At 49.6% G+C, this 22,138-nt stretch carries 16 protein-coding genes; 5 read left to right on the forward strand and 11 right to left on the reverse strand.

Annotated elements, in window-relative coordinates; translation table 11 throughout:
- Genes NX720_RS00850 through cydD form a run of 3 tightly spaced genes read right to left on the reverse strand, consistent with a single transcriptional unit; the run spans position 1 to position 4,171 of the window.
- Positions 1-633: a putative adhesin gene (locus NX720_RS00850; RefSeq protein ID WP_262598809.1), complete on the reverse strand. Its 633-nt coding sequence runs from the start codon at positions 631-633 to the stop codon at positions 1-3.
- A gap of 6 nt (positions 634-639) precedes the next feature.
- Positions 640-2,340 (reverse strand): heme ABC transporter ATP-binding protein/permease CydC, encoded by a 1,701-nt coding sequence (cydC, locus tag NX720_RS00855; protein ID WP_262598810.1) that lies wholly within the window; start codon positions 2,338-2,340, stop codon positions 640-642.
- Positions 2,333-4,171: a heme ABC transporter permease/ATP-binding protein CydD gene (cydD, locus tag NX720_RS00860; RefSeq protein ID WP_262598811.1), complete on the reverse strand. Its 1,839-nt coding sequence runs from the start codon at positions 4,169-4,171 to the stop codon at positions 2,333-2,335. The genes cydC and cydD overlap by 8 nt, the downstream gene beginning before the upstream one ends.
- A gap of 208 nt (positions 4,172-4,379) precedes the next feature.
- On the opposite strand from cydD, the gene trmJ reads away from it, so the two are divergent.
- Positions 4,380-5,123 carry a tRNA (cytosine(32)/uridine(32)-2'-O)-methyltransferase TrmJ gene (gene trmJ, locus NX720_RS00865; protein WP_262598812.1) on the forward strand — a complete coding sequence of 248 codons (744 nt, stop codon included), beginning with the start codon at positions 4,380-4,382 and terminating at the stop codon, positions 5,121-5,123.
- Positions 5,116-5,553, forward strand: coding sequence for a GNAT family N-acetyltransferase (locus NX720_RS00870; protein ID WP_262598813.1), 438 nt, complete (start codon positions 5,116-5,118; stop codon positions 5,551-5,553). Before trmJ ends, NX720_RS00870 begins: the two co-directional genes overlap by 8 nt.
- On the opposite strand, the gene NX720_RS00875 is transcribed toward NX720_RS00870, so the two are convergent.
- The 8 genes from NX720_RS00875 to NX720_RS00910 all read right to left on the reverse strand — a co-directional run bounded on the left by NX720_RS00875 (position 5,496) and on the right by NX720_RS00910 (position 15,846).
- On the reverse strand, positions 5,496-6,941 hold the full coding sequence (locus NX720_RS00875; protein WP_262598814.1) for a TcdA/TcdB catalytic glycosyltransferase domain-containing protein: 1,446 nt from the start codon (positions 6,939-6,941) through the stop codon (positions 5,496-5,498). The genes NX720_RS00870 and NX720_RS00875 overlap by 58 nt on opposite strands.
- 127 nt (positions 6,942-7,068) lie before the next feature.
- A complete protein-coding gene (locus NX720_RS00880) occupies positions 7,069-7,707 on the reverse strand; it encodes a YceH family protein (protein ID WP_262598815.1) in 639 nt (212 codons plus the stop codon).
- Positions 7,708-7,819: 112 nt separating this feature from the next.
- Positions 7,820-9,259 (reverse strand): hypothetical protein, encoded by a 1,440-nt coding sequence (locus NX720_RS00885; protein WP_262598816.1) that lies wholly within the window; start codon positions 9,257-9,259, stop codon positions 7,820-7,822.
- A 92-nt stretch (positions 9,260-9,351) separates the two neighbouring features.
- The gene (locus NX720_RS00890) at positions 9,352-9,789 is read right to left on the reverse strand and encodes a hypothetical protein (RefSeq protein ID WP_262598817.1); all 438 of its coding nucleotides are present in this window, start codon (positions 9,787-9,789) and stop codon (positions 9,352-9,354) included.
- Between the two features lie 17 nt (positions 9,790-9,806).
- Positions 9,807-10,619: a nucleoside triphosphate pyrophosphohydrolase gene (gene mazG / locus NX720_RS00895; protein ID WP_262598818.1), complete on the reverse strand. Its 813-nt coding sequence runs from the start codon at positions 10,617-10,619 to the stop codon at positions 9,807-9,809.
- 32 nt (positions 10,620-10,651) lie between these two features.
- The gene (relA, locus tag NX720_RS00900; protein ID WP_262598819.1) at positions 10,652-12,904 is read right to left on the reverse strand and encodes a GTP diphosphokinase; all 2,253 of its coding nucleotides are present in this window, start codon (positions 12,902-12,904) and stop codon (positions 10,652-10,654) included.
- A gap of 59 nt (positions 12,905-12,963) precedes the next feature.
- Positions 12,964-14,352, reverse strand: coding sequence for a 23S rRNA (uracil(1939)-C(5))-methyltransferase RlmD (rlmD, locus tag NX720_RS00905; protein WP_262598820.1), 1,389 nt, complete (start codon positions 14,350-14,352; stop codon positions 12,964-12,966).
- A gap of 297 nt (positions 14,353-14,649) precedes the next feature.
- On the reverse strand, positions 14,650-15,846 hold the full coding sequence (locus NX720_RS00910; protein WP_262598821.1) for an NAD-dependent formate dehydrogenase: 1,197 nt from the start codon (positions 15,844-15,846) through the stop codon (positions 14,650-14,652).
- Between the two features lie 169 nt (positions 15,847-16,015).
- Between NX720_RS00910 and cysM the strand changes: the two genes are divergently transcribed.
- The 3 genes from cysM (at position 16,016) to NX720_RS00925 (ending at position 21,952) form a co-directional block, all read left to right on the forward strand.
- A complete protein-coding gene (gene cysM, locus NX720_RS00915; RefSeq protein WP_262598822.1) occupies positions 16,016-16,894 on the forward strand; it encodes a cysteine synthase CysM in 879 nt (292 codons plus the stop codon).
- 137 nt (positions 16,895-17,031) lie between these two features.
- Positions 17,032-19,086 (forward strand): coiled-coil domain-containing protein, encoded by a 2,055-nt coding sequence (locus NX720_RS00920; protein ID WP_262598823.1) that lies wholly within the window; start codon positions 17,032-17,034, stop codon positions 19,084-19,086.
- A gap of 85 nt (positions 19,087-19,171) precedes the next feature.
- On the forward strand, positions 19,172-21,952 hold the full coding sequence (locus tag NX720_RS00925) for a response regulator (protein WP_262598824.1): 2,781 nt from the start codon (positions 19,172-19,174) through the stop codon (positions 21,950-21,952).
- The last annotated feature ends 186 nt before the right edge of the window (positions 21,953-22,138 follow it).

Genomic DNA, 22,138 nt, shown 5'->3' on the forward strand with positions numbered 1-22,138 from the left:
TCATGGCAGCAAATCTTCCCGGTTTACCATAATCCAAGAGTCAGACGGATCGCGATAACCCGGCCTGTAATCACGCTCTGGAGTTCCCTTCTCGTAACGGCAAAATGAGCAATGAATTCTGGGATAGACGTGTCCTGTCTGGTAAAGCAATTTGAGTATGGTTTCAAGGCTGATTGAACAGAGTATTCTTGTTGGAGTCGTCAAAACATCAAACACCCGAAAAGGGTGATGACTCAGATCCGGGTCATCAAGGGGGCGGCTATTACGCAGGTAAGTGCTTATTAAGCCGGGGCTTGTATACTGACTGTCATAACTCAAATCATAGTTATACACTTTTTCCCCGGGCAGGTAAGCTTCTAAGGGAGGATATTTACCAACCATGTAATAATCATGCCAACTACGAGTAACAGTGCCATGAGGAGCGTAGAAGAACAGTGTTGTCCATGGTGGCGTTGTGGTCTGGTACTTCCTGAATAAACGCCTGAAAATTCCCGTCGCTGAACGCCTGTTAACGATTTGACCATGCGCCATGATAATCAGGTTCTGAACATTTTCACCATGCCAGTTATGCCTGTAAAGCGCGACGTCATCTCTCAGTTGTAACCGGGTTGTTTTTGGGGGAGGATGATCCATAGCGGTTCACCCGGCAACCACTGAGAGGCACCCGGCATCCAGCCGATACACCGCATCCATCTTATCTAGCATGCTCTGTTTATGAGTAATCATAATGACAGTCTTGTGTTGATAGGCCTCAAGAATCCGGTTTAACAGCAGCTGTTCACTGAAGCGATCCAGCCCCTCAGACGCTTCATCCATAATCAGGATGTCCGCCTGTTTCAGCATGGTACGGGCAATGGCCAGGCGACGCTGCTCACCGCCCGACAGCATAATTCCACCCTGCCCCAGCCACAGGTCCAGAATCGCTTCATTACTATTCACCTTATTGCTACTCACCTTATTGCTACGGGCTGCCGCTAACTGGTTTAACCCTGTCGTCTGGATAACCTCAAGCAGACGTTCATCACTGGCAGAATGATCAGCCAGTTTCAGGTTATCCCGCAGCGTAGCGCTTAATACATGGGTTTTCTGAGGAATCACTGCCAGTGCCTGATAAAGTGCCTGTTCAGTGAAATCAGGGACAGGCACACCATCCACTAATACCTGACCACTGTCGCAATCATTATAGCGGGTCAGCAAACCGGCCAGCGTTGATTTGCCACAGCCGGTTTTGCCAACCAGCGCGACGTGCTGACCGGCAGGGATAGTCAGTGTCACCTGGTCGAGAACCTGCAATTCATCATAAGAAAAGTTGACGTTTTTAAATTCAACCAATCCTTTTACTTCAGGTGCCTGTTTCCCGTACACCATGGGCGGCTGGTCGATTACTTCTTTCAACTGTCCTGCTGCCTGTGCGGTAAAACCCAGAAACTGAAAAGCCCCCGGAACCGGCATCAACGCTTCAAACCCGGCCAGTACCGCAAAAACCGACATCACCATAACCGGACCGGAAATAACCTCTGCCTGATACTCCCCCGCGGCCAGATACAGCATCCATACCGCAGAACTGCCCGCCGCAAATGTCAACAGCGCAGAACCCAGGCCTTCCAGTTTTGACAGTCTCGCCTGATGCTGATGCAACTGACGTTCGCGGTCGTCTAACTGCTGTCGGAAAACCGGTTCAGTTCCCACGATCTGCAATTCAGCCATACCTTGCAGATAATCCAGCGCAGCCTGTCGAAGCTGTTGCTGGCTGATGCCTTTTGCTTTACTGCTGTGTCTACCCAGTGCATAAAACAGCGGCGGCAACAGCAATAACCAGCCCCCCATCATCAGCACCACAGACAGCCCAAGCGTGGTACTGAACCAGCTCAGCCCCAGCGCAAGCATGACAATCGTCACGACAGCCGCCAGAATCGGGCTGAACATACGCAGGTATAACTGATCCAGTGCATCAACATCCGCCACCAGCCGGTTAAGCAGGTCGCCCTTGCGAAACTGCTTTAAACGATGCAGAGGAACCGGCGCAAGCCGGGCAAAAAACCAGCCCCGCAACCAGGCCAGCAATTTGAAGGTCGCATCGTGGCTGACCAGACGCTCAAAATAACGGGAGGCAGTGCGCCCTATGGAAAAACCCCGGACGCCCGCCCCCGGCGTAAAGAAGTTAAAACTTTGTGCCGTTGCCAGTGTTAATCCGGCAATGGCCGTTGAAGTGATAAACCAGCCAGACAGGGCTAACAGCCCAAGGCTTGCCAGCAATGTGGTAATCGACAGTAATACTCCTAATGCCATAGCACCAGGATAACGACGGTACAGTTTAATAAACGGCAGCAGGTTACCCATTGACGACTCCATTGGCTATTGCATTAACGACTCCATCCACAATCCCCTGTTCCTGTTTCAGCTCAGTCACAAAGTGTGAGAAGCGGTGGTTTGACGACAACTTCCCGGACTTCAACTCCTCCGGCGTACCTTCAGCCACCAGCCTTCCGCTTTCCAGCATCAACACCCGGTCCATGGAGTCAATCTGTTCCAGCCGATGGGTCACCGTGATGACCGCACACTCTGAAGGTATTGAATCGATGGCATCCAGAACCAGTCGTTCACTCAGGGCATCAAGGCTGGCTGTAGGCTCATCCAGAATCAGCAGCTGCACCGGTTCAGCGATGGCACGGGCCAGGGCAATACGTTGCGCCTGTCCGACGGATATATTGCCCCCCTGTTCCTGCAACAATGACTCAATACCCGACGGCAGTTTTTCAATAAACTCCATTGCCTGAGCTTTACGCAAAGCCTGTAACACCTGTTCCCTACTGAGCTGGCGACCAAAACAGACATTGTCATATACACTGCCATGAATGATTAACGGTTGCTGTCCGAGCCAGGCTATAGGCTTTCTCCAGCTCTCAGGAGCTACATCACGGAGTTCACAACCATTGACCTGCAACTGCCCGCGATAGGGCCAGAAGCCCATCAGGGTATTAATCAGGGTCGTTTTACCGGCTCCCGACGGGCCGATAATCGCCAGACGTTCCCCGGCACTGACTGAAAAAGACAGATCATTGAGCAGGTTCTGTCCACCCGGAGCATCTACAGACAGACCCGACACTTCAATGCTGAGCGGCCCGGACTCAGCCAACGACTGACTGCCCTGCTGATGGTTGATCGCTTCCTGCTCAAGCACCTTAATGATGTCATCGCAGGCACCAACGGCTTTCGCCTTAGCGTGGTAATGAGTACCCAGGTCACGCAGGGGCTGATAAAAATCCGGTGCCAGCAACAATAAAAACAGTCCGGTAAACAGGTTGACTTCAGCGCCGTAACTGCCAAAGTTGAGATACCCCAGAAAACTCATACCAAGATACACCGCCAGAATGGCAATAGAGACCGAAGCAAAAAACTCCAGCACAGTAGAAGACAGGAACGCCAGCCTTAACACCTCTATGGTTTTCACCCGAAAATCATCACTGGCCTGTTCCAGCTGTTGCTTCTCATAATCACTTCGCTGAAACAGCCGCAATGTTTCCATCGCCTGTAAACGATCAAGAAAAAAACCACCCAGACGGTTCAAAGCCTGGAAGTTTCGGCGGTTGGCTTCTGCCGCTTTCAGTCCAACGAAAATCATAAACAGTGGAATCAGCGGCGCAGTGCCAAGGAATACCAGGCCGGCCGCCCAGTTAAGAGGAAACGCCACCACCACGATAACCAGAGGTATTAATGCCGCCAGTGCCATCTGCGGCAGATAACGGGCAACAAAATCATGCAGCTCTTCCACCTGTTCCACCAGCAGGGTGGACCAGCTGCCAGCGGGCTGAGTAGCCACCATGACCGGTCCTTGCTGCTTCAGCTTTTGCAAAAGGGCAGAACGAATGTTCTCCCGAACCTGAACACCCGCATTGAAACCACACACTTCACGCCCCCAGTTGCAAAGCGAGCGAACCAGCAGCACCAGTAAAATAGTGACCAGTGCACCGACCAGCTCAGTACGTGGCACACTGTCCATAACCAGTTCATGGATAGTGTCAGCCAGCAGGGCGGCCTGAACAATCAGCAGCACACCACTGAACAAACCCAGAGAAATGGAGGCAACCAGCCATTTGCGGGCAGGCGATACCTGTCGTAATAACCAGCGATAGGCGGCTTTTTCTGACGTCTTATTCGTCGAACTGCTCATATCAGACGAAACTCACAAAAGAGAAGGCAAACTTCGGAAAATACAGACCCAGACTGTACCAGATACGGCAATTATTACCACCGTACAATTTTTAATTATTTTTCAGACACAAAAGTTATATAAAGATGACTACTATTTTTCTGGCAATCTTTTATGCTGGGCAGGAACGACATTATAATGCCCGCCTTCATTGAAATGCGCCCGGACCATGCTGTCAAATATTCGAATTATCCTGATTAACACCTTTCATCCCGGTAATATAGGCTCCGCTGCCAGAGCCATGAAAACCATGGGTTTAAGCGACCTGTGTCTGGTGACTCCGCAACGTTATCCGGATCCCGATGCGGATGCAATGGCGGCTGGGGCGATGGATGTTCTGTCGAACGCGCGACTCTTTCCTTCACTGGATGAAGCCATTGCCGACTGTTCACTGGTAATTGGTACCAGCGCCCGTTCACGTAACAGCACCAGCAATCGCCCGATGCTGGAAGCCGGAGCCTGCGCCGATGCCCTGCTGAAAGAGTCTGTTAATCGTCCTGTTGCCCTGGTGTTTGGGCAGGAGACCATGGGGCTAACCAACGAAGAACTGGAAAAGTGCCACTTTCATGTCTGCATTGATGCCAATCCGGACTACCCGGTGCTGAACGTTGCTTCAGCTATACAGATTCTCTGTTACGAACTGCGCAAGGCTTCGGTTCGTTTTAACCAGAAAGATATCCAGCCAAAGACTGAAGACTACCCTTTACAGGAAGATCTGGAGCGTTTCTACCAGCACCTTGAACAAACTCTGACGGATATTGGCTTTATTATTAAGCAGCACCCCGGCCGGGTTATGAAGAGACTTCGTCGTTTATTTAACCGGGCGCGCCCGGAGTCAAAGGAACTGAATATACTGAGGGGTATTCTTTCCAGTGCCCAGAGAGCCAGTCGTTTAAAAAACAACAATGATTGAGGAACTGCAACCGGTGGCCTACCCACTGGTTAACCGCTTTTTCAAAGCCAATGGCCACAAAGGCAAAGCCCGCTCCAATGAGCGGGTATTTGTCCTGCGCAGCGAAGGTAAAATTGTCGCCGCGCTGCGAGCCTGCCCGCGGTCCGAAGGATTTCTGCTGCGCAGCGTCCAGGTAGCGATATCAAAGCGCGGTTGCGGCTATGGGCTTGAGCTGGTAAAGAAGACGGTTCTGGCTTTATCGCCTTCCCGCTACTGGTGTTACCCTTATCAACACCTCAGACACTTTTATGCTCTTGCCGGTTTTAAAGAGCTGGCTCCCGAAGCCGTTCCAGCAGACATTACCGTGCCGTGGAGAAGCTACCTGAAAAACGGTCAGGCATTTCTGTTAATGGAAAACAATGTTACCTCTCCCAGTTCACCGTCATCATAAGACCGGTTTACCGCTGAGCCAGGCTCATCCCAGGAAATGGTATTCATCCTCGTCAGACCGCCCCACTCGGTGACACTCAGAGCTTTATCCGGATCAATTAACTTGAGTGGATTATCGGGACTGCGATTTTCAAATAGATATTGTGGGCTGCCATGAAGCTCCAGCGATTTATCCATTCTGATCAGAGTCCAGGGGCCTGAGCCGTGAAGCGTTAACAAAAACCGAAGGTTGCCCACGCTTTCATCAATCTGATCTTCCCAGTATTCCCGGCATATTCCCTGCTGGATAGCGGGGTGAGCCCCTTTAACCACTGTATAAAAATAGCCTTTCCAGCGAGCCGTATCGGACAAGGAAATAAACTCTTTGTTTCCCAGTCCCCGAACACAGAAACTTTTCTCGCAGGGCGTTATTTTAAGGCCTGAGGTGGTTACTTTAACCGATCTTTTACTCCACAACGCTGTACCGTCAGTCTCTTTTGCCCACACAACATAAGGTAACTGCTCCATTCGGGTCGCCTGGTAGAACTGATCCAGCTGGAGGTATTCTAACGGACTGGATTGCGGTGGTGCGGCCAGCAGATCATTGCCATAACAGGTCCTCCACCCAAATGGAATTATGATACCAGCTGGAGCATAAAGCGCTTGAAACCGGGAACCAGGGTCAAAAATACCGGCGGCTTTTGTATCACTGTCTATGTAAAGCCCCCCCTCTTTAAGCGCTGCGACTCTGAGGTAATCTGAGGCAGATGCGTAATTACAGCGCCCTACAAGTTGCAATCGGTAATAATCCAGAAGGCTTTTTCTGAAAGGCTGTGCCTCGTATATTCCGGAAGCGCTTTCTCCATTCTTTTCGTCAACGTCCGGGGCGAGGGACTTCCTCAGGTCGGTCAGGCGGGGTAGCCCATCATAGTGGTCACTGCGCTGACAATAGAAAGATTCGTTCACTGAGTCCATCTGGCTGAAAAGCCAACGATCCTCACACACCTTAATCTGACGCACCGACCTTTTTTTATGGTTTAGCTCAGGTGAGTGATCAGTGTGCGTCTCCAGAGCCAATCCCCGATACGGAGAGCTTTTATCCAACCCGAATCCGGTACAGGCTCTATGCCAGATAACAGGCTTGTTGACCCAGACGTTGACCTTCCACCCCTCAGCAGCAAACTGCTTTGAAAAAGACAACATATTGGCAAACCGGTCTCTGGGAATATATCCACCACTCAGCTTGTTTAGCCAGATAGTATGTACGACTCTGGGTACGGCGAAGGGTGCATCCTTTTTACTTCTTTTAACCGGGTTCGCCGATACGTATTCAAGGTCAGGAGGCTCCTGATAGTTGTCTACTTTTGTTCTATTCCTCTTAAGAGGAAGGGGTATTGACGCATCGTTCATAGCCCCTCCATCCTTCTGGTTATAAGCAGTAAAGTGAGATAAAACGATATAAAAGCCGATTATTCTAAGACCTGATAGACTATCCCAAGTTCCCGGCTGGCAGCATTTTTAAAAAATCGCTCTATTGTCAGGCATCACTATCCGCCGACAATTCAAGCAACCGGTTCAGACGCTCTATCTCAGCCTTCAAAACCTTCACTTCATGCTCAAGCTCCTGAATGCGGGACTTGTCATCAGCCATGACCTCTACAGCGCCGGGCGGCACTTCAATATTCCCCAAGAACAGATGGGCAAAACGGGACTCGCGCTTGCCAGGTTCTTTTGGCAGCTGTCTGACCCACTCTTTTTCAGCCATGTCCTGTAACACGGCTTCAACCTGTGAAACATCGGAAAACTGGGTCAAACGGCCAGTACGGCTGCGAATCTCACCCGGGGTCTGCGAACCACGCAACAGCATGACGCAGATAATGGCACGCTCCTGCTCCGTAAACTTCAGGTCACTGAACAGAGTATTGCAGAACCGGTGACGGTACTTACTGGTACGGGAGCCACCTTCTTCACTGACCAAACGCTGTTCAACCAGTCCATCCAGAGTACTTTTGACATCAGCCGCCGTCAGCGACAACACCGGGTCCCGGTTACTTTTCTGGTTGCAGGCATTTAACAGGGAGTTCAGTGTCAGTGGGTACAGGTCTGGCGTCGTGCTTTCCTTCTCCAGAAGGCAGCCAATAATCCGGGTTTCATTCAATGTCAGATTCAAATCCACAATCACCTTCCTGAACAGCGATAAATAAAGACTATGTCGAAATGTATAGCAGATTGGAAATGACTTATATCAATAAAGCAGAGAGTCTGACTTATGAGCTTAAAACGATGGGTTATAACAGCTCCCAGCCGTCTTCATCCCCGGTGCCATCCGGTTTTTTAGCCGCCAGTTGTTTAAGATATTCCGGGTTATGAACAAAGCCTCCCCGGGCGATGGCTACCCGGTTGAAATAGTTGTGAATATCTCCATAAGAACAGAAACGAATTGCCTGACCGACGGCTTTAACGTTCGTGACTGCGCCAGCTGAAGCCGTGGCAATATCGCTACTGCCAAAAGCCTCTCCATAGGGGTCATAGGTCAGAAAACCTTCCACAACCGTTGAGCCTTTCCTGAGGAAGGCTGGTCCCAATACCGTTACAGCGTGATTGGTCGGGGTACCTGAAGTAGCATTGAGAGCTCCCTTCCAGTCGCCCCGGGTACCCATTATCACCGGAATGCCATTTTGGATATTGAAACGAATCTGCTCCTGAGTCATGGGGTCTTCCAACGCATCATCACGCACGTCAAAAATACTTGGCTTCTGTGGCTGTTGGAACGCAGGGCTTGTTGACTCCAGTTCAGGCATCGGCGGCAGCAGGCTGAAAGCCAGAGACATATCGATACGGTCAAGCAGACAGTCCGTTTTTTCATCACTGGTCAGCAGCCGTAGCAAGCCTTCGATATGAGACAAATCCTCGTCAGGCATGTCTTGCTTCATTTGTTTGATGTTATCACTACGCTCCAGTAACAGCGCATGACAGGCTTTCTCAATATATCCCGGCCAGCGAGCGCCGGAAGAATTGGCAAATGAATAAAAATCCTTGCCATTGCCATCAACAGGGCGACTACTGGAAACCAGTATCTTGACATTACGCTCAGCCAGCGCGTCATCATTTAAAGTTACACCCACAAAACCTTCCGGATAAAGCCGGATAATCTGCTGTAACAGTCGGTTCCCCAGTGGTGTCATGGCATAAGCACCTAATGCACTCAGCAGAAAACACGTTTGTCGTCTGTCCAGTTGCGCAATATCAAACGTCTCTGGCACCTCACCATTGAACAGCGCCCCGTTACCCATCCGAACGTAAAATTCCGAACCGGAATCTATGTTTTTTAACAGTCTCTCGTCAGAGACAAACATATCCACCTGATTAACTCCCAGCTCATCCTGCCATTCTGGTGCCGGAATATGCGCCTCCTCCCAGCCAGGTACAGGCTGCTGCTCAGCGGGTAACGAGGGTTTGAACAGCGCTCTCACCTTTCCAAGTTTACGAATCAATTTTTTTCCTAAAGCTTGCTGCGACCCGGGAGTTATGTCTTTATAAGGCTTCAGCATGAGCTTCATTTCTGCTTTATGCGTTTCAACACTGTGAGAAACGAACCGGGCTTTAAACTCTTTATGCTTTAAGGTAGCGGTTAACTGTTCAGGTTCTTGTGAATCTGAGATCACAAAAGAATCAGTTAGCTCTGAAGGGTGGCTTGGGGAGCCACCGGAAGAAAGAGGGTCTGACATAAGTTAATAAAGTATTTATATGCTTATACCGATTATCGACGACAGACCGAAGTTTTACAGGTATTGCCCGAAAACCATTCGAGTTTCCGGTATCAGTCGCTGTCTGAACGCTCAGAACGACGACAACAGGCAAAGTAATAGTTTCTGCCCAGATAGATAATATGCAGCGAAGCCGCCAGCGGCAGCAGATAGAGAAAAGCCCCGACTTCAAACACCTTCTCAATAGCGTCGGCCTGATAGAGAATGGCAATGGACGCCACCATCCCCATCAACGACAACAGCCGAATTTTGCCTTCACAGATCATACTGGACTTCGGGTGGCAGATTTTGTAAACCAGTGCCAGCAGGGCAAAGAATCCAATCACACCGCCCACCACCATCATTGCCATGGTGATGGCCTGAAAATCCCCACTCAGGGCAGACAATATCCAGAACGGGACAAAGGCAATGCCGATAATCAGGTAACAAAGGGATGGGCCGTAACAGATGATCAGCTCCAGCAATAATAATAATTTACCAACAGGCTTCATGTATAAATACACTTCCTTCAATCGCTATTCTGCTTGCTCTGTTGCCAGTAGTTTTCCATTTCTTCCAGCGTCAGTTGCTGAAAGCCCTGTTCTTCAGCCAGAGCAATAGACTCCATAGTACGGAATCGCCGTTCAAATTTCCCCGTGGCTTGCCGTAAAGCCAGTTCAGGATCTACCTGTAAATGCCGGGCTAAGTTCACACAGGCAAACAACAGATCGCCAAATTCTTCTGTCATTCGTTCCTGCCCTTCGCTCTGGGCTTCTTTTAGCTCTGCAATCTCTTCCTGTATTTTTTCATACACCGGTGAGCTGTCAGGCCAGTCAAACCCGGTTTTGGCAGCCGCTTTCTGAATTATCCTTGCCTTTTCCAGCACTGGCAGTGCGGCAGGAAGTTTATCAGGCATAGCAGACAACGGTCTGGATACACCTGCCTTTTCACGCTGCTTGATCAGCCCCCAGTTCTCTGTCACCTGATCCGGCGTAGTGGTTTCCTCTCCGGTACGCTCAGAGTGTAAGCTTCCTTCAGGGAAAACATGGGGATGTCGGCGCACCATTTTGCTGACCAGCCCGTGAATAACATCTGAAATATCAAACAACGCTTCTTCCTGCGCGATTCGGGCATGAAAAATCACCTGGAACAGCAGATCGCCCAACTCCTCTTTCAGGTTGTCGTGGTCCTTACTGGCAATAGCTTCCAGCACCTCACAGGCTTCTTCCAGCGTGTAGTGAGCAATGGTGCTGAAGTTCTGTTCAAGATCCCAGGGGCATCCGGTAACCGGGTCCCTGAGACGATTCATCAAATACACCAGGTCGTCGTAGCTATATTGCATCAGGCTTTTTACCCATGATTGTTATCCATGATTCATTTGCTTCTGGCTTCCTTCCGGTAACGAACCGCTTCAATCACATTCGGCAGTTTATCCAGTTTTGCCAGAACCACGCCTAATTGCTGCAAACTGTTGACTTCCAGCAACAGCCGCATGGTCGCAATATTCTCTTCCTTGCTGGTGCGGGTGCTGACTTCGAGGACGTTCACCTTCTCATTGGCCAGTATGACGGTGATATCCCTTAACAGCCCGGAACGGTCGTAGGCAAGAATCTGCGCTTCAACCGGGTAGCCGTATTCAGGCGAATGTCCCCAGTTGACCTCAATCAGCCGCTCCGGTTCCTGATTCTGCAGAATCAGGGCATTGTTACAGTCCTGACGATGGATGCTGACACCGCGCCCGGTAGTAATATAGCCAATGATCGGATCGCCGGGTACTGGCTGACAACAGCCCGCCATCTGCGTTAACAGGTTACCAACACCATCAATGGTGATGCCGCTGTCCGAGGTTTTTTCCTGCCTTGGTCTGGTGCGGATCTCAAAGTCTTTCTCCTCTTCCGGAGACAGCTCCCGTTGCGCCAGCGTGGTGATCTGTGCCACACGATAATCACCGGCACCAATGGCAGCGTACATATCTTCCAGGCTTTCGAAAGGCGTGTTTTGCAACAGTGGTTGCAAATCGACACTGGTCAGGGCCAGACGTTTCAGCTCAGCATCCAGCTGGCTGCGTCCGTCAAGCAGGTTGGAATCCCGGTCCTGCTTCTTCAGCCAGCTGGTAATCTTCGCCCTGGCACGGTTGGTGGTGACGTAGCCCAGATCCGGGTTCAGCCAGTCACGACTGGGATGAGCGTTGGAAGCCGTGAGGATTTCTACCTGATCCCCCGTTTTCAGGGTATGGTTCAGTGGCACAATTCGTCCACCGACTTTGGCGCCGCGACACTTTAAACCCACTTCGGAATGAATACGGAAGGCAAAGTCTACCGGGGTCGCCCCCACCGACAGATCCACCACATGACCATTGCGGGTGAAAACATAGATGCGGTCTGGCTCAATATCGGTACGCCACTCTTCGGCAATACCGCTCAGGTCCCCCAGTTCTTCATGCCACTCCATGACCTGACGCAACCACGCCAGCTTCTCTTCATAGCTGTCGCTCTTGGTATTGACGTCTGTACCTTTGTACTTCCAGTGTGCACAAACCCCCAGCTCCGCTTCTTCGTGCATGTTTTCGGTGCGAATCTGCACTTCCAGGGTTTTGCCGTTGGGCCCGAATACCGCCGTATGCAGAGATCGATAACCATTCTCCTTGGGGGTTGCGATGTAGTCGTCAAACTCCTGGGGAATATGGTTAAACAGGGAATGCACGACTCCCAGAGCCGCATAACAGTCCCGCACCTGATGGGTGATAATGCGGAACGCACGGATATCGTACAGCTCGCGGAAATCCAGCCCCTTACGCTTCATTTTGCGCCAGATACTGTAGATATGCTTGGCACGACCATAGACTTCACAGTCAATGTCCGCCTCTTTCAAGGCTTCCTGCAACTGCTCCACCACGCTGTCGATATATTGCTGCCGGTCCAGACGCTTTTCATCCAGCAGGCGGGCAATCTTCTTATAATCCTGAGGTTTCAGGTAGCGAAAGGACAGGTCTTCCAGCTCCCACTTGATATAACCAATCCCAAGCCGGTGCGCCAGTGGTGCATAAATCTCAAACACTTCCCGGGCCACCCGGCGACGCTTTTCCTTGTCAGCATCGCGCAGGGCGCGAATGGCGCAGGTACGCTCAGCCAGTTTGATCAGGGCAACGCGGACATCGTCAATGATCGACACCAGCATTTTGCGGACCTTTTCCAACTGGTCCTGGGACTGGTTCAACACCTGGGTACGAGCCGGGTTAAGCAGCGTACTGATAGCAGCCATGCCCTGTACCGACTTAATGAGGGAAGCCACGGTTGCACCAAAGCTTTCCTCCACCACCTTCAGCGCCAGCTTACGCTCGCGCACAGTACGGTATAACGCCGCTGCCACCAGACAGTCCGGGTCGACCTTCAACTCAGACAGAATTTCAATCATTTCCAGACCGGTGCGATAGCAGCCGGGCCCGGTGGGCCACACGGTATCGGCCTGCAAACGCGCCTGTTCTTCAGCCGTGCGACTCATTTCGCAGGCTTCCCGCAGGCGTGCAATATTGTTAATACCATGGGCGTCAGCCAGACGCTGTAACCAGGCGTCCAGATCGACAGAGCCATCGTATCGGGTTGGGTGATCTTCTCTTACCTTGACCATATCAGTCTTTCCCTATAAATCCGGTTCGCCGGAATGCTTCCCGGCGGGCAGAACTGCCTTCAGCTTCTTATGAACAGACCCATGGATTCAACATGAGCCGTTTGCGGGAACATATCCATGACACCCAGTTTTGCCAGTTGAAAGCCCTGTTCAGACAGAGCGCCAGCATCACGCGCCAGAGTGGCGGGGTTGCATGAAATATAGAGTACCCTGTCAGGCAAAGTCTGTGCCATTTGTTCAATAATCTCGATAGCCCCTGTCCTTGGCGGATCAAGCAACAGTATGTCGTAATCCCGGTTAAACCACTCGTTACCTTTTGCCAGAGCAGACAGGTCAGCCTGATGAAAATCACAGTTTTTAATGCGATTCAGACCCGCATTATGACGAGCCCGCTCAACCGCTCCCTCGCTACCCTCAACACCCGTAACGGTTTGAACCTGCCGGGCCAGCGCCAGGGAAAAATTACCTAACCCGCAAAACAGATCGAGTACCCGGTCAGAGGGTTTCGGCTGAAGCCATTCAACCGCCTGCGCCACCATTTTACGATTGATAGCCCAGTTCACCTGGGTAAAATCGTTTGGACGGAATTGCAGTGTCAGATCAAATTCCGGAATCTGATTATACAACCACGAATCATCCCGGGGTTTGTAAAGGCAGTGAACCCTGTCGGGATCGCCTTGCAGATAAAGATGCAACTGTTCCTTACGGGCAAAATCACGGAGGGCTTCGGCATCCTGTTCCGTCAGGGGACGAATACGACGCAGCAAAACAGCTCGCCCACTGTCAGCATCAAACAGTTCGGCATGACTAATCGCCTGATGTTTCTGCAACTGTGGTAGCAGTTCCCGCAGAAGTTCGGGTAAAGGCCGCAAGGGTTCTGACAGGACCGGACATTCACTGATGGAACAGATGGCTTTGCTCTGTTTTTCCCGGAAGCCCAGAGCCAGACCGTCTTTTTGCCAGCGGATGGATAAACGGGCTCGATGGCGATAACCATAAGGTTCTGATACCAGGGGGGGAGCGACCTCTACCGGGACAAGCGAGGAAAAGCGACGCAGCTGATCCAGCACAATCTCCTGTTTACCTGCCAGCTGCCCTTTATGAGACCAGTATTGCAGGCTGCAACCACCGCACTGTTTAAAGTGTTTGCAGGGTGGCTCTACCCGCTCATCCGAGGTTTGAATGATCGTCTGGACGCGGCCATTAAGAAAACGACGACGATCTTCCAAAATCCTGACAGTGACCGTTTCTCCCGGAAGCGCACCCTCTATAAACAGGGTTTTGCCCTGTTCTTTATTTCGAGCTGTTTTTCCAGCTCTGTGACCAAAAGCCCTGTTGACAGAAGCAGACTGAGTACGAGCCAGACCACGGCCATCATGGGAAAGACCTGTCACCAGCACTTCCCCTACATCCTGACGCTTGCCAGAGGAAGCCTGTTGATTACGCATGGAGATAACCTTAAATAAAAATCAAAAATGGACACGCCTGGCCAGCGTTAAACTGCCCAGACTGCCCTGAAAGTACAAACCCCTATTGTATCGATAATTACCGCCAAGATCAGTGTATACGTGGTAAAAATATTCAAGGAATTGTCACTGATCTCTTTTTAGTCAAACACCGCTAAGGGAAGCAGCAGAACATAATATACCGCTGTTGGCTTTTGGCGGTTGGCTGTATGAGCAGCTAATAGCCAACAGCCAAAAGCCAACAGCCAAAAGCCCGGTAAGTTATTGAATGCTGCGCCCCTAACGGCTGTAACCACTCGCTTCTTCTGAACCTGCTGTCGTATTGCCTTCTGTATAAGCGTGCTTCCCGGCACCGGCCAGTACACCATCCTTTACAATGTAATACTCTTCCCTGATCGGGTTTCCGGCAAAAAAGCATTCCAGAATCTCCCGGGTTCCCGCAGCATAACGAGCCTGCGCTGACAAGGTTGTACCCGATGTGTGCGGTGTCATTCCATGATGAGGCATACGTCTCCAGATATGATCATCAGGTGCTGGCTGTGGAAACCAGACATCCCCGGCATAACCACTGAGCTGGCCTGAGCTCAGGGCATCCGCAACGGCACTTCTGTTGCAGATTTTCCCACGCGCCGTATTGACCAGGTAAGCGCCTTTTTTCATTTTGCTGATCATGTCACTGTCAAAAAGATTTTCCGTTTCCGCATGTAACGGACAGTTTATTGTCACCACATCGCATTCTGGCAGCATAGACTCAACAGAAGCGTGGTAAGTCAATCCCAGCTCCTGCTCTATGGACTCAGGCAGGCGATGCTTGTCACAGTAATGGAGATGAGTATCAAACGGTTTCATCTTTCTCAGGACCGACAGCCCAATTCTGCCAGCAGCGACTGAGCCAATATGCATCCCTTCAACATCATACGATCGTCGTACTGCGTCAGCGATGTTCCACCCACCTTCTTTAGCGATCGCATGCTGAGTATGGTAGTCACGAACCAGGGACAGGATCATCATGACAACATGCTCTGAAACTGACACTGAGTTACAGTAAGTGACTTCAACCACATCAACCTTGTTCTTTATGGCAGCCTGCAAGTCAACATGATCAGAACCGACGCCAGCGGTAATGGCCAGTTTTAATTGTTTCGCCCCTTCAATCCGTTCCTTTGTTAAGTAGAACGGCCAGAAAGGCTGTGAAATCACAACATCTGCATCCACCAGCTCTTTTTCCGCAACAGAGTCCACGCCGTCCTTATTTGATGTAACTACCAGCGTATGGCCACTCTCTTCAAGAAACCGTCTCAACCCCAGCTCTCCTGAAACGGATCCAAGCAACTCTCCGGGAGTAAAATCTATTGATTGCGGTGTCGGTAAACGCGATCCGTCCGGATACAAATGAAGAAGCGGCAGTTGCTCAAGTGGATAATGTTGGGGCATTCCGCCAGAAGGATCATCGTACAAAACAGCCAGAATTTTCATGTAATACCTCACAGAGTTAAGTGAACCCTGTGAGGTATTGTAGATACCCGTTTGTCTTGCCGTATGACATTTTCCACTACTTTAAAAGCCACCGGACTATACGACAGTCAACGACTTATGGGTTATCCTCCATAAAAAATAAATACGACCATCTATGGAACAGACCTTTATGGCATACCCGACGATTGAAACTCTGGTAGGCAACACTCCGCTCATTCGACTACAGCGAATCGCTGGACGACCATCCAATACTATTCTTCTGAAAATGGAAGGTCAGAACCCTGCCGGATCGGTTAAGGATCGCCCAGCCCTGTCCATGATCACAGCCGCCGAGTCCAGAGGTGACATTCAGCCGGGTGATACTTTGATTGAAGCCACCAGTGGCAACACGGGGATAGCCCTGGCGATGGCTGCTGCCATTCGTGGCTATCGCATGGTGCTGATCATGCCAGACAATATGACCGAAGAACGTCGTAAGTCCATGTCAGCCTATGGCGCCGAGCTGATACTGGTGCCTCAGTCAAAAGGTATGGAAGGCGCCCGGGATCTGGCCCTGGAAATGGAACTGAAAGGGCAAGGCAAAGTGCTGAACCAGTTTGCCAATCAGGATAATCCTCTTGCCCATTATCATGGTACAGGTCCTGAAATCTGGCAGCAGACCCGGGGCACTATCACACATTTTGTCAGTGCCATGGGAACCACCGGCACTATTATGGGAACCTCCCGGTATCTCAAAGAACAAAACTCCCGAATTGAAATTGTCGGGCTGCAACCTGCCGAGGAAGCCAGCATTCCCGGAATTCGTCGCTGGCCGCCAGAGTATTTGCCGGATATTTACGACGTTAGCCGTGTTGACAGAGTGATGGATATTACCCAGCAGGAAGCAGAACAGACCATGCGTGACCTTGCCACAAAAGAAGGCATCTTTTGTGGCATCTCATCGGGAGGCGCAGTAGCCGGTGCTCTGCATATAGCCAATGAGGTAGAAGGAGCCACTATTGTCTGCATCATCTGTGACCGGGGCGACCGGTATCTGTCACTGCTTTGAAGCCAGTGCCAATACGGCTTAATCGCTTACCTTTAGTAAACAAAAACAAGATTCCGGGGAACTGATACCTTCTCAATGACTCTAAGAGCTGATAAGCCTATTTTCAATAATGTTGCAACAGGGAAGTTAAAACCAAAATGGATGTTAGATCAGGCTCTTCTGCCACCGCAGCTCATGGGATCCGTCACAATGAAATCACCAGCGATAAAGTGATAGAAAGTCCCTCCTGCCTGTATGGAAAGATTTCGAAAAAAACGGTCATATCCCAGCTGACCAAGCTGCCAGAATATGGCTATGTTCTGGAAACCAGCCTCAGAGACCGGCTTCTGGAGCCAGTCTGGCGTCACCTGGAAGTCAATCGGAAAGCCGTCTGGAGTGAATTTGACCCCGACGGGTCTGATCCTAATGAGCCTGACGAACCCACCCTGGAGCAAAGGTGGCTGATGAAAGGCGCTGTATACGATCAGTCTCACAGTGATATTGGCATTAGTTGCCAAAAAAAAGCGGTGACAGAGTCTATGAGCTGTAAAGAGGGCTCCCTTATTCTGCCTGACATTGACAAAATACCTGTGAATACGCCTTTTGCGATTTACAACAAAAGCAATGAAAAGCCCATTACAGTGCTTGGAAAGCAGAGTTCCAACTCACTGTCTATGACCCTTAAGCCTGATGATGGCACTATTATACAAGCCATAAAAAAGAAAAATTCACCTATCCAGTGGGAGACGGTATCGAATTACCAGTCGAAGACCAGAAACTCTCCTGCCAATCCCATCCTTGTTGAGATTCCAACCAAAGAAGAAAAAATTGAGAGAAAAAAACTTAAGGACTCAGGGAAAAGTAAGGAGCACCCGTACAAAGGCGAGCCGTTTCTTACACCAACCATGGTTCAGGATCTGGCAGCAGAAGCAACAGCTCTGCCGAAACCCGATTTCTATAAACATAAAACAACGAGTCCCGATCCGTTTCAGAAGTTACTCACTGGCAAAACTGAAAAAAAAATTCTGGATAACGGCAAAAGGGTGGTTACAACCAACCTTATTGTGCAGTCAAGCAGTTGCGAACACATGATCCATCTCAGGTTAATTCGTGATGACGGCAATAACATTTTCATCTATATGCATGAAACCCTGGGACCTGACAACGAAATCGCTCTCAACATTAATGATGGTGTTATGAGTGCTATAGCCGGATTGTATGGCAATTACAATATCTACTTGTTGAAGCCCGGTTTCCAATTGCAAAAAGACGCCAGCTGCTGCTCCCAGTTTGCCCTTGAGTCAATGTTAACCTTTCATGAAACGTCAGACTTGGACGAGTGGATAATTAAAACAGCAAAGGATGCTGATGCGCTTATTCACTTACCAACAGGAAGGCGTAAAGACAAAGAAGCATCCGAACCACAGATTAAAGACGACAAATTTTATATTTCTGCTGATAAAATGCATGTTCAGTTACTGAAAAGCAATCAAAACAGAGACTTATTGCGTGGCAATAAAAAAACACATAAATTGCCCACAGGTACTGACAAGGCAGAAGGTAAACCGTATATAGCTGAAGAAATCACTGATGCACAGCTGGATACCGTGGTTGACAACGAGACGGGTCAAACCCTTCGGGAGCATTACCAGAAGCACACCGTGTCAGTACCAGACGAAAATAACGCCGGTCGACTATCGGATATAAACCTGTTTGCAACGGGATTACGATATAAAAATATTTTAAAGTGGGAAAAACTGCACAAAGAGAAAATACACCAGGCACGCATAAAAAGGAAGACAGAATCTGTAAGCACAAGAGAGAAAACAAAAAAACACAAGCCCTCCACATATAACGAATCTTTAAATCATCTTCGTGAGGTTTTAGCTGCAAAGCCGGAACTCCCCAAGGATAAACTCCTGACAATGGCTGCACAGACAATCACAGAAAAATCAGAGGCACTGGATGAAAAGGAAAAACAGATAAGCCAACTTCAAACACTATCAAAGACCAAAGAAGAAGAATGGCAAAGAAAATTTGATGTCCGGGTACTGGAAGCCAGCAGAGTAGAACAGAAGTTTAAAGACATGAGTGCCAGAGCGGAACAGCAAAGAAAAGAAATCGCGGACCTCAACAAAAGAGTTGCTGAACTAACCTTGGAAGTTAATCAAAAGAACAGCGTGCTGAAAAAAATACACGAACTTAGCCGTTAATGACCCTCTACCTCTTCCCTATTCTCAGCAATAACATTATTATTCGCCAAAATAATAATACTAATAAACAGGCTGTCGCCACGGCATGACCCCCTATTCAAAAAATAATACGACACAGGCAGTCAAGCAGAGAATTCTCCTGATGGCACTGCTTCCGGGCATAATCATCTCACTGGTCATGGGCAGCCTCTATCTCTGGACTCGCTTCTCTGAACTGGAGCACCTGTTGTTAGAAAAAGCCCAGAGCAACAGTGCGCGTTTAGCGACGTTTATCGATATTGCCCTGACTGACGGAGACATGGATCAGGTGCAGGAGTTGTCCTCCCTGGCACTGGAAGACAGCGATGTCAGAGCGGTTAGTCTCCAAGACGAGTATGGAAACAAAATAGTTCATGCAGGTCCAAGGCTCAGCGCTACTGAAGACCTGAAGAAATTCCCTACATTGCAAACACTGGTATCTGGCGATGAATCGTTGCTGGTAACGTCACCGTTGTACAGTAACTTAAACATTATTGGCTGGCTGCGGGTTGAATACTCCTACGCAACAACTAACCTGGAAAAATACCGATCGCTGGCATTCAGTGCTCTGCTGGTATTGCTTGGTTTAGGGGCAGGAGCCATTTTCTGTCTCAAACTCGGACGCTCCATACTGTATCCGCTGGAACAGATGATGAACCACCTGGCCATTATCAGCAGCGGCAAAATTCATCAACGACTTAACACTACTCCCACCAGCCTCTTGCATGATTTGGAATCCAGCATCAACACTCTGCTCGACAGCATTGAAGAGGCCAGCGACGCCATGCGTAAAAGCGTTGACCAGACGACAGAGGAGCTGCAGGAAACACTGGAGACCATTGAAATCCAGAACGTTGAGCTGGATCTTGCCAGGAAAGAAGCCCTGAAGGCCAGTCGCAGCAAAAGCGAATTCCTTGCGAATATGAGCCACGAAATCAGAACGCCACTGAATGGTATTATTGGTTACACCAGCCTGATGCTGGAAGGTGAACTGAAACCCCAGCAGCGGGAATACCTGACCACCATTGAGAAATCAGCACAGGGACTGATGTCGCTGCTAAACGATATTCTGGATTTCTCGCGGCTGGAAGCAGGCAAGCTGGAACTCGACAACAGCCGTTTAAATCTGCACTCTGTGATAGACGACGTACTATCTATTATGGCTCCCGCCGCCTGTCACAAGTCACTGGAGCTGGTCAGTTTCATTTATAACGATACCCCTGATGACATCATGGGCGACCGGCAACGACTGTCGCAAATCCTGATTAACCTGGTCAGCAATGCTATTAAATTTACCAATAATGGCAGCGTTGCCGTTCGAGTCATGCTTGAGCATAAAGACGATAATGGTTTAATAACACTGAAATTCACGGTGACAGACACCGGCACCGGTATGACACCGGAACAACATTCAAGACTGTTCCAGGCGTTTTCCCAGGCAGATTCCAGTCGCAGCAGAAAAGCCGGGGGGGCTGGGCTAGGTCTCGCCATTAGTAAAAGTCTGGTAGAACAGATGCAGGGTGAAATCGGGCTGGATTCAGACCTGGGCAGGGGGTCAAGTTTCTGGTTTACCATTCGCAGCTATGCTACCGATAATAGAGCGGTGAAAAAAGCACCTACTACAAAAAAACGCTCCGTTTTGCTGTATGAGCCTCAGGAATTGTCCAGACTGGCTATCACCCACCAGCTTGAACGGCTGAACTGCGTTGTAGCCCCTCTGAGACAGAGACAGGATGTTACCAGACAGCTGAAGTCTAACCAGTTTGACCTGATTATCATCAGTCAGGAAGACCGCTCACTGACAACGGTCCTGACAGAAGCTGCCGAACTGTCTGAAAATACACCGGTCGTCGTACTGACCACCACCAGCACAACCTATGAACACCCGGATGTACTACCTGACAAGGTTAGTACATTGTCCAAACCCGTTGGTCAGCAACGACTGTTGGTTGCCTTGACAGATATAGATGCTGGCAGGCGATTTAGACGTAGTTTCAACAGTCAAAACCCGCCACAAACAAAGCAGTCAATTCTCGTGGTTGACGACAATCCGGTCAATGTAAAGCTGCTTAAAACCATGCTGAGCAATATGGGCCAGTCCGTCAAAACCGCCAGCAGTGGCTTTGAAGCGATTAAACTGTGTCAGTCTACCCTGTTTGACCTGATTTTGATGGATGTGCAGATGCCTGGCATGGATGGCATTGAAACAACACGACAGATACGGTCAATGGAACATACAGGCAGCTCTCTACCGATTATTGCGGTCACGGCTCATGCCCTGCCCGATGAAAAGAAACTGATTCTACAAAACGGTCTGAATGACTATATGACCAAGCCGGTTAATGCACGACAATTGACGAGTATGGTCAGTCGCTGGACCAGCCAACCAGTTCAGAATAATCCCATACTTCGGGAAAACCACTTCACTGACAATCAAGTCACAAGCAGAAATGGTCCGGTAGACCGGGAACGAAGCATTCAGCTGGCAGGTGGAAACACGGCACTAGCCGATGAAATGCTTGATATGCTGGTTAAAGGGCTGGATAACGATCTCGAAACATTGCAGCGACATGCCCGGCACCACTACCACAAAGGTTTACTGGATCGGGTTCATCGCCTGCATGGTTCATGTCGTTACTGTGGTGTACCAGAACTGGAGGAGGGTTGCTATCAATTGGAGAGCCTGTTAAAGCAGGATGAGTCAATCGATATGTCTGAGATTCAAACACAGCTCAAACACCTGTTTTCTGCCATTCAGCGCTTACAGCACTGGTATCAAGAAAATTCAGAAAATAAAAATATGGAATCCTACTCACACTTACAAAAAGTCGACTGTCGCCCTGTATAATTTCATATTGTAAATTACAATCAATAATCAAAAGCACTCCTTCTACGGTTCTTTTTAGTCATGAATCAAATAGGTTGATCGGGTATATTTCTGTACTTTTGTTCTTATTTATCTATGGCTGTAGTTCAGGTTGCATGTGACCAACTCAGAAGCTTTTGAGTACTCCCTAAGGGAGAGCATCAACAA

It is taken from the genome of Endozoicomonas euniceicola (assembly GCF_025562755.1).
GTDB lineage: Bacteria > Pseudomonadota > Gammaproteobacteria > Pseudomonadales > Endozoicomonadaceae > Endozoicomonas_A > Endozoicomonas_A euniceicola.

Bases quoted from the DNA above. Each gene is read 5' to 3' on its own strand.
- NX720_RS00850 (WP_262598809.1), bottom strand. From the start codon at position 633: ATGGATCATCCTCCCCCAAAAACAACCCGGTTACAACTGAGAGATGAC.
- cydC (WP_262598810.1), bottom strand. From the start codon at position 2,340: ATGGGTAACCTGCTGCCGTTTATTAAACTGTACCGTCGTTATCCTGGT.
- cydD (WP_262598811.1), bottom strand. From the start codon at position 4,171: ATGAGCAGTTCGACGAATAAGACGTCAGAAAAAGCCGCCTATCGCTGG.
- trmJ (WP_262598812.1), top strand. From the start codon at position 4,380: ATGCTGTCAAATATTCGAATTATCCTGATTAACACCTTTCATCCCGGT.
- NX720_RS00870 (WP_262598813.1), top strand. From the start codon at position 5,116: ATGATTGAGGAACTGCAACCGGTGGCCTACCCACTGGTTAACCGCTTT.
- NX720_RS00875 (WP_262598814.1), bottom strand. From the start codon at position 6,941: ATGAACGATGCGTCAATACCCCTTCCTCTTAAGAGGAATAGAACAAAA.
- NX720_RS00885 (WP_262598816.1), bottom strand. From the start codon at position 9,259: ATGTCAGACCCTCTTTCTTCCGGTGGCTCCCCAAGCCACCCTTCAGAG.
- NX720_RS00890 (WP_262598817.1), bottom strand. From the start codon at position 9,789: ATGAAGCCTGTTGGTAAATTATTATTATTGCTGGAGCTGATCATCTGT.
- mazG (WP_262598818.1), bottom strand. From the start codon at position 10,619: ATGCAATATAGCTACGACGACCTGGTGTATTTGATGAATCGTCTCAGG.
- relA (WP_262598819.1), bottom strand. From the start codon at position 12,904: ATGGTCAAGGTAAGAGAAGATCACCCAACCCGATACGATGGCTCTGTC.
- rlmD (WP_262598820.1), bottom strand. From the start codon at position 14,352: ATGCGTAATCAACAGGCTTCCTCTGGCAAGCGTCAGGATGTAGGGGAA.
- NX720_RS00910 (WP_262598821.1), bottom strand. From the start codon at position 15,846: ATGAAAATTCTGGCTGTTTTGTACGATGATCCTTCTGGCGGAATGCCC.
- cysM (WP_262598822.1), top strand. From the start codon at position 16,016: ATGGCATACCCGACGATTGAAACTCTGGTAGGCAACACTCCGCTCATT.
- NX720_RS00920 (WP_262598823.1), top strand. From the start codon at position 17,032: ATGGATGTTAGATCAGGCTCTTCTGCCACCGCAGCTCATGGGATCCGT.
- NX720_RS00925 (WP_262598824.1), top strand. From the start codon at position 19,172: ATGACCCCCTATTCAAAAAATAATACGACACAGGCAGTCAAGCAGAGA.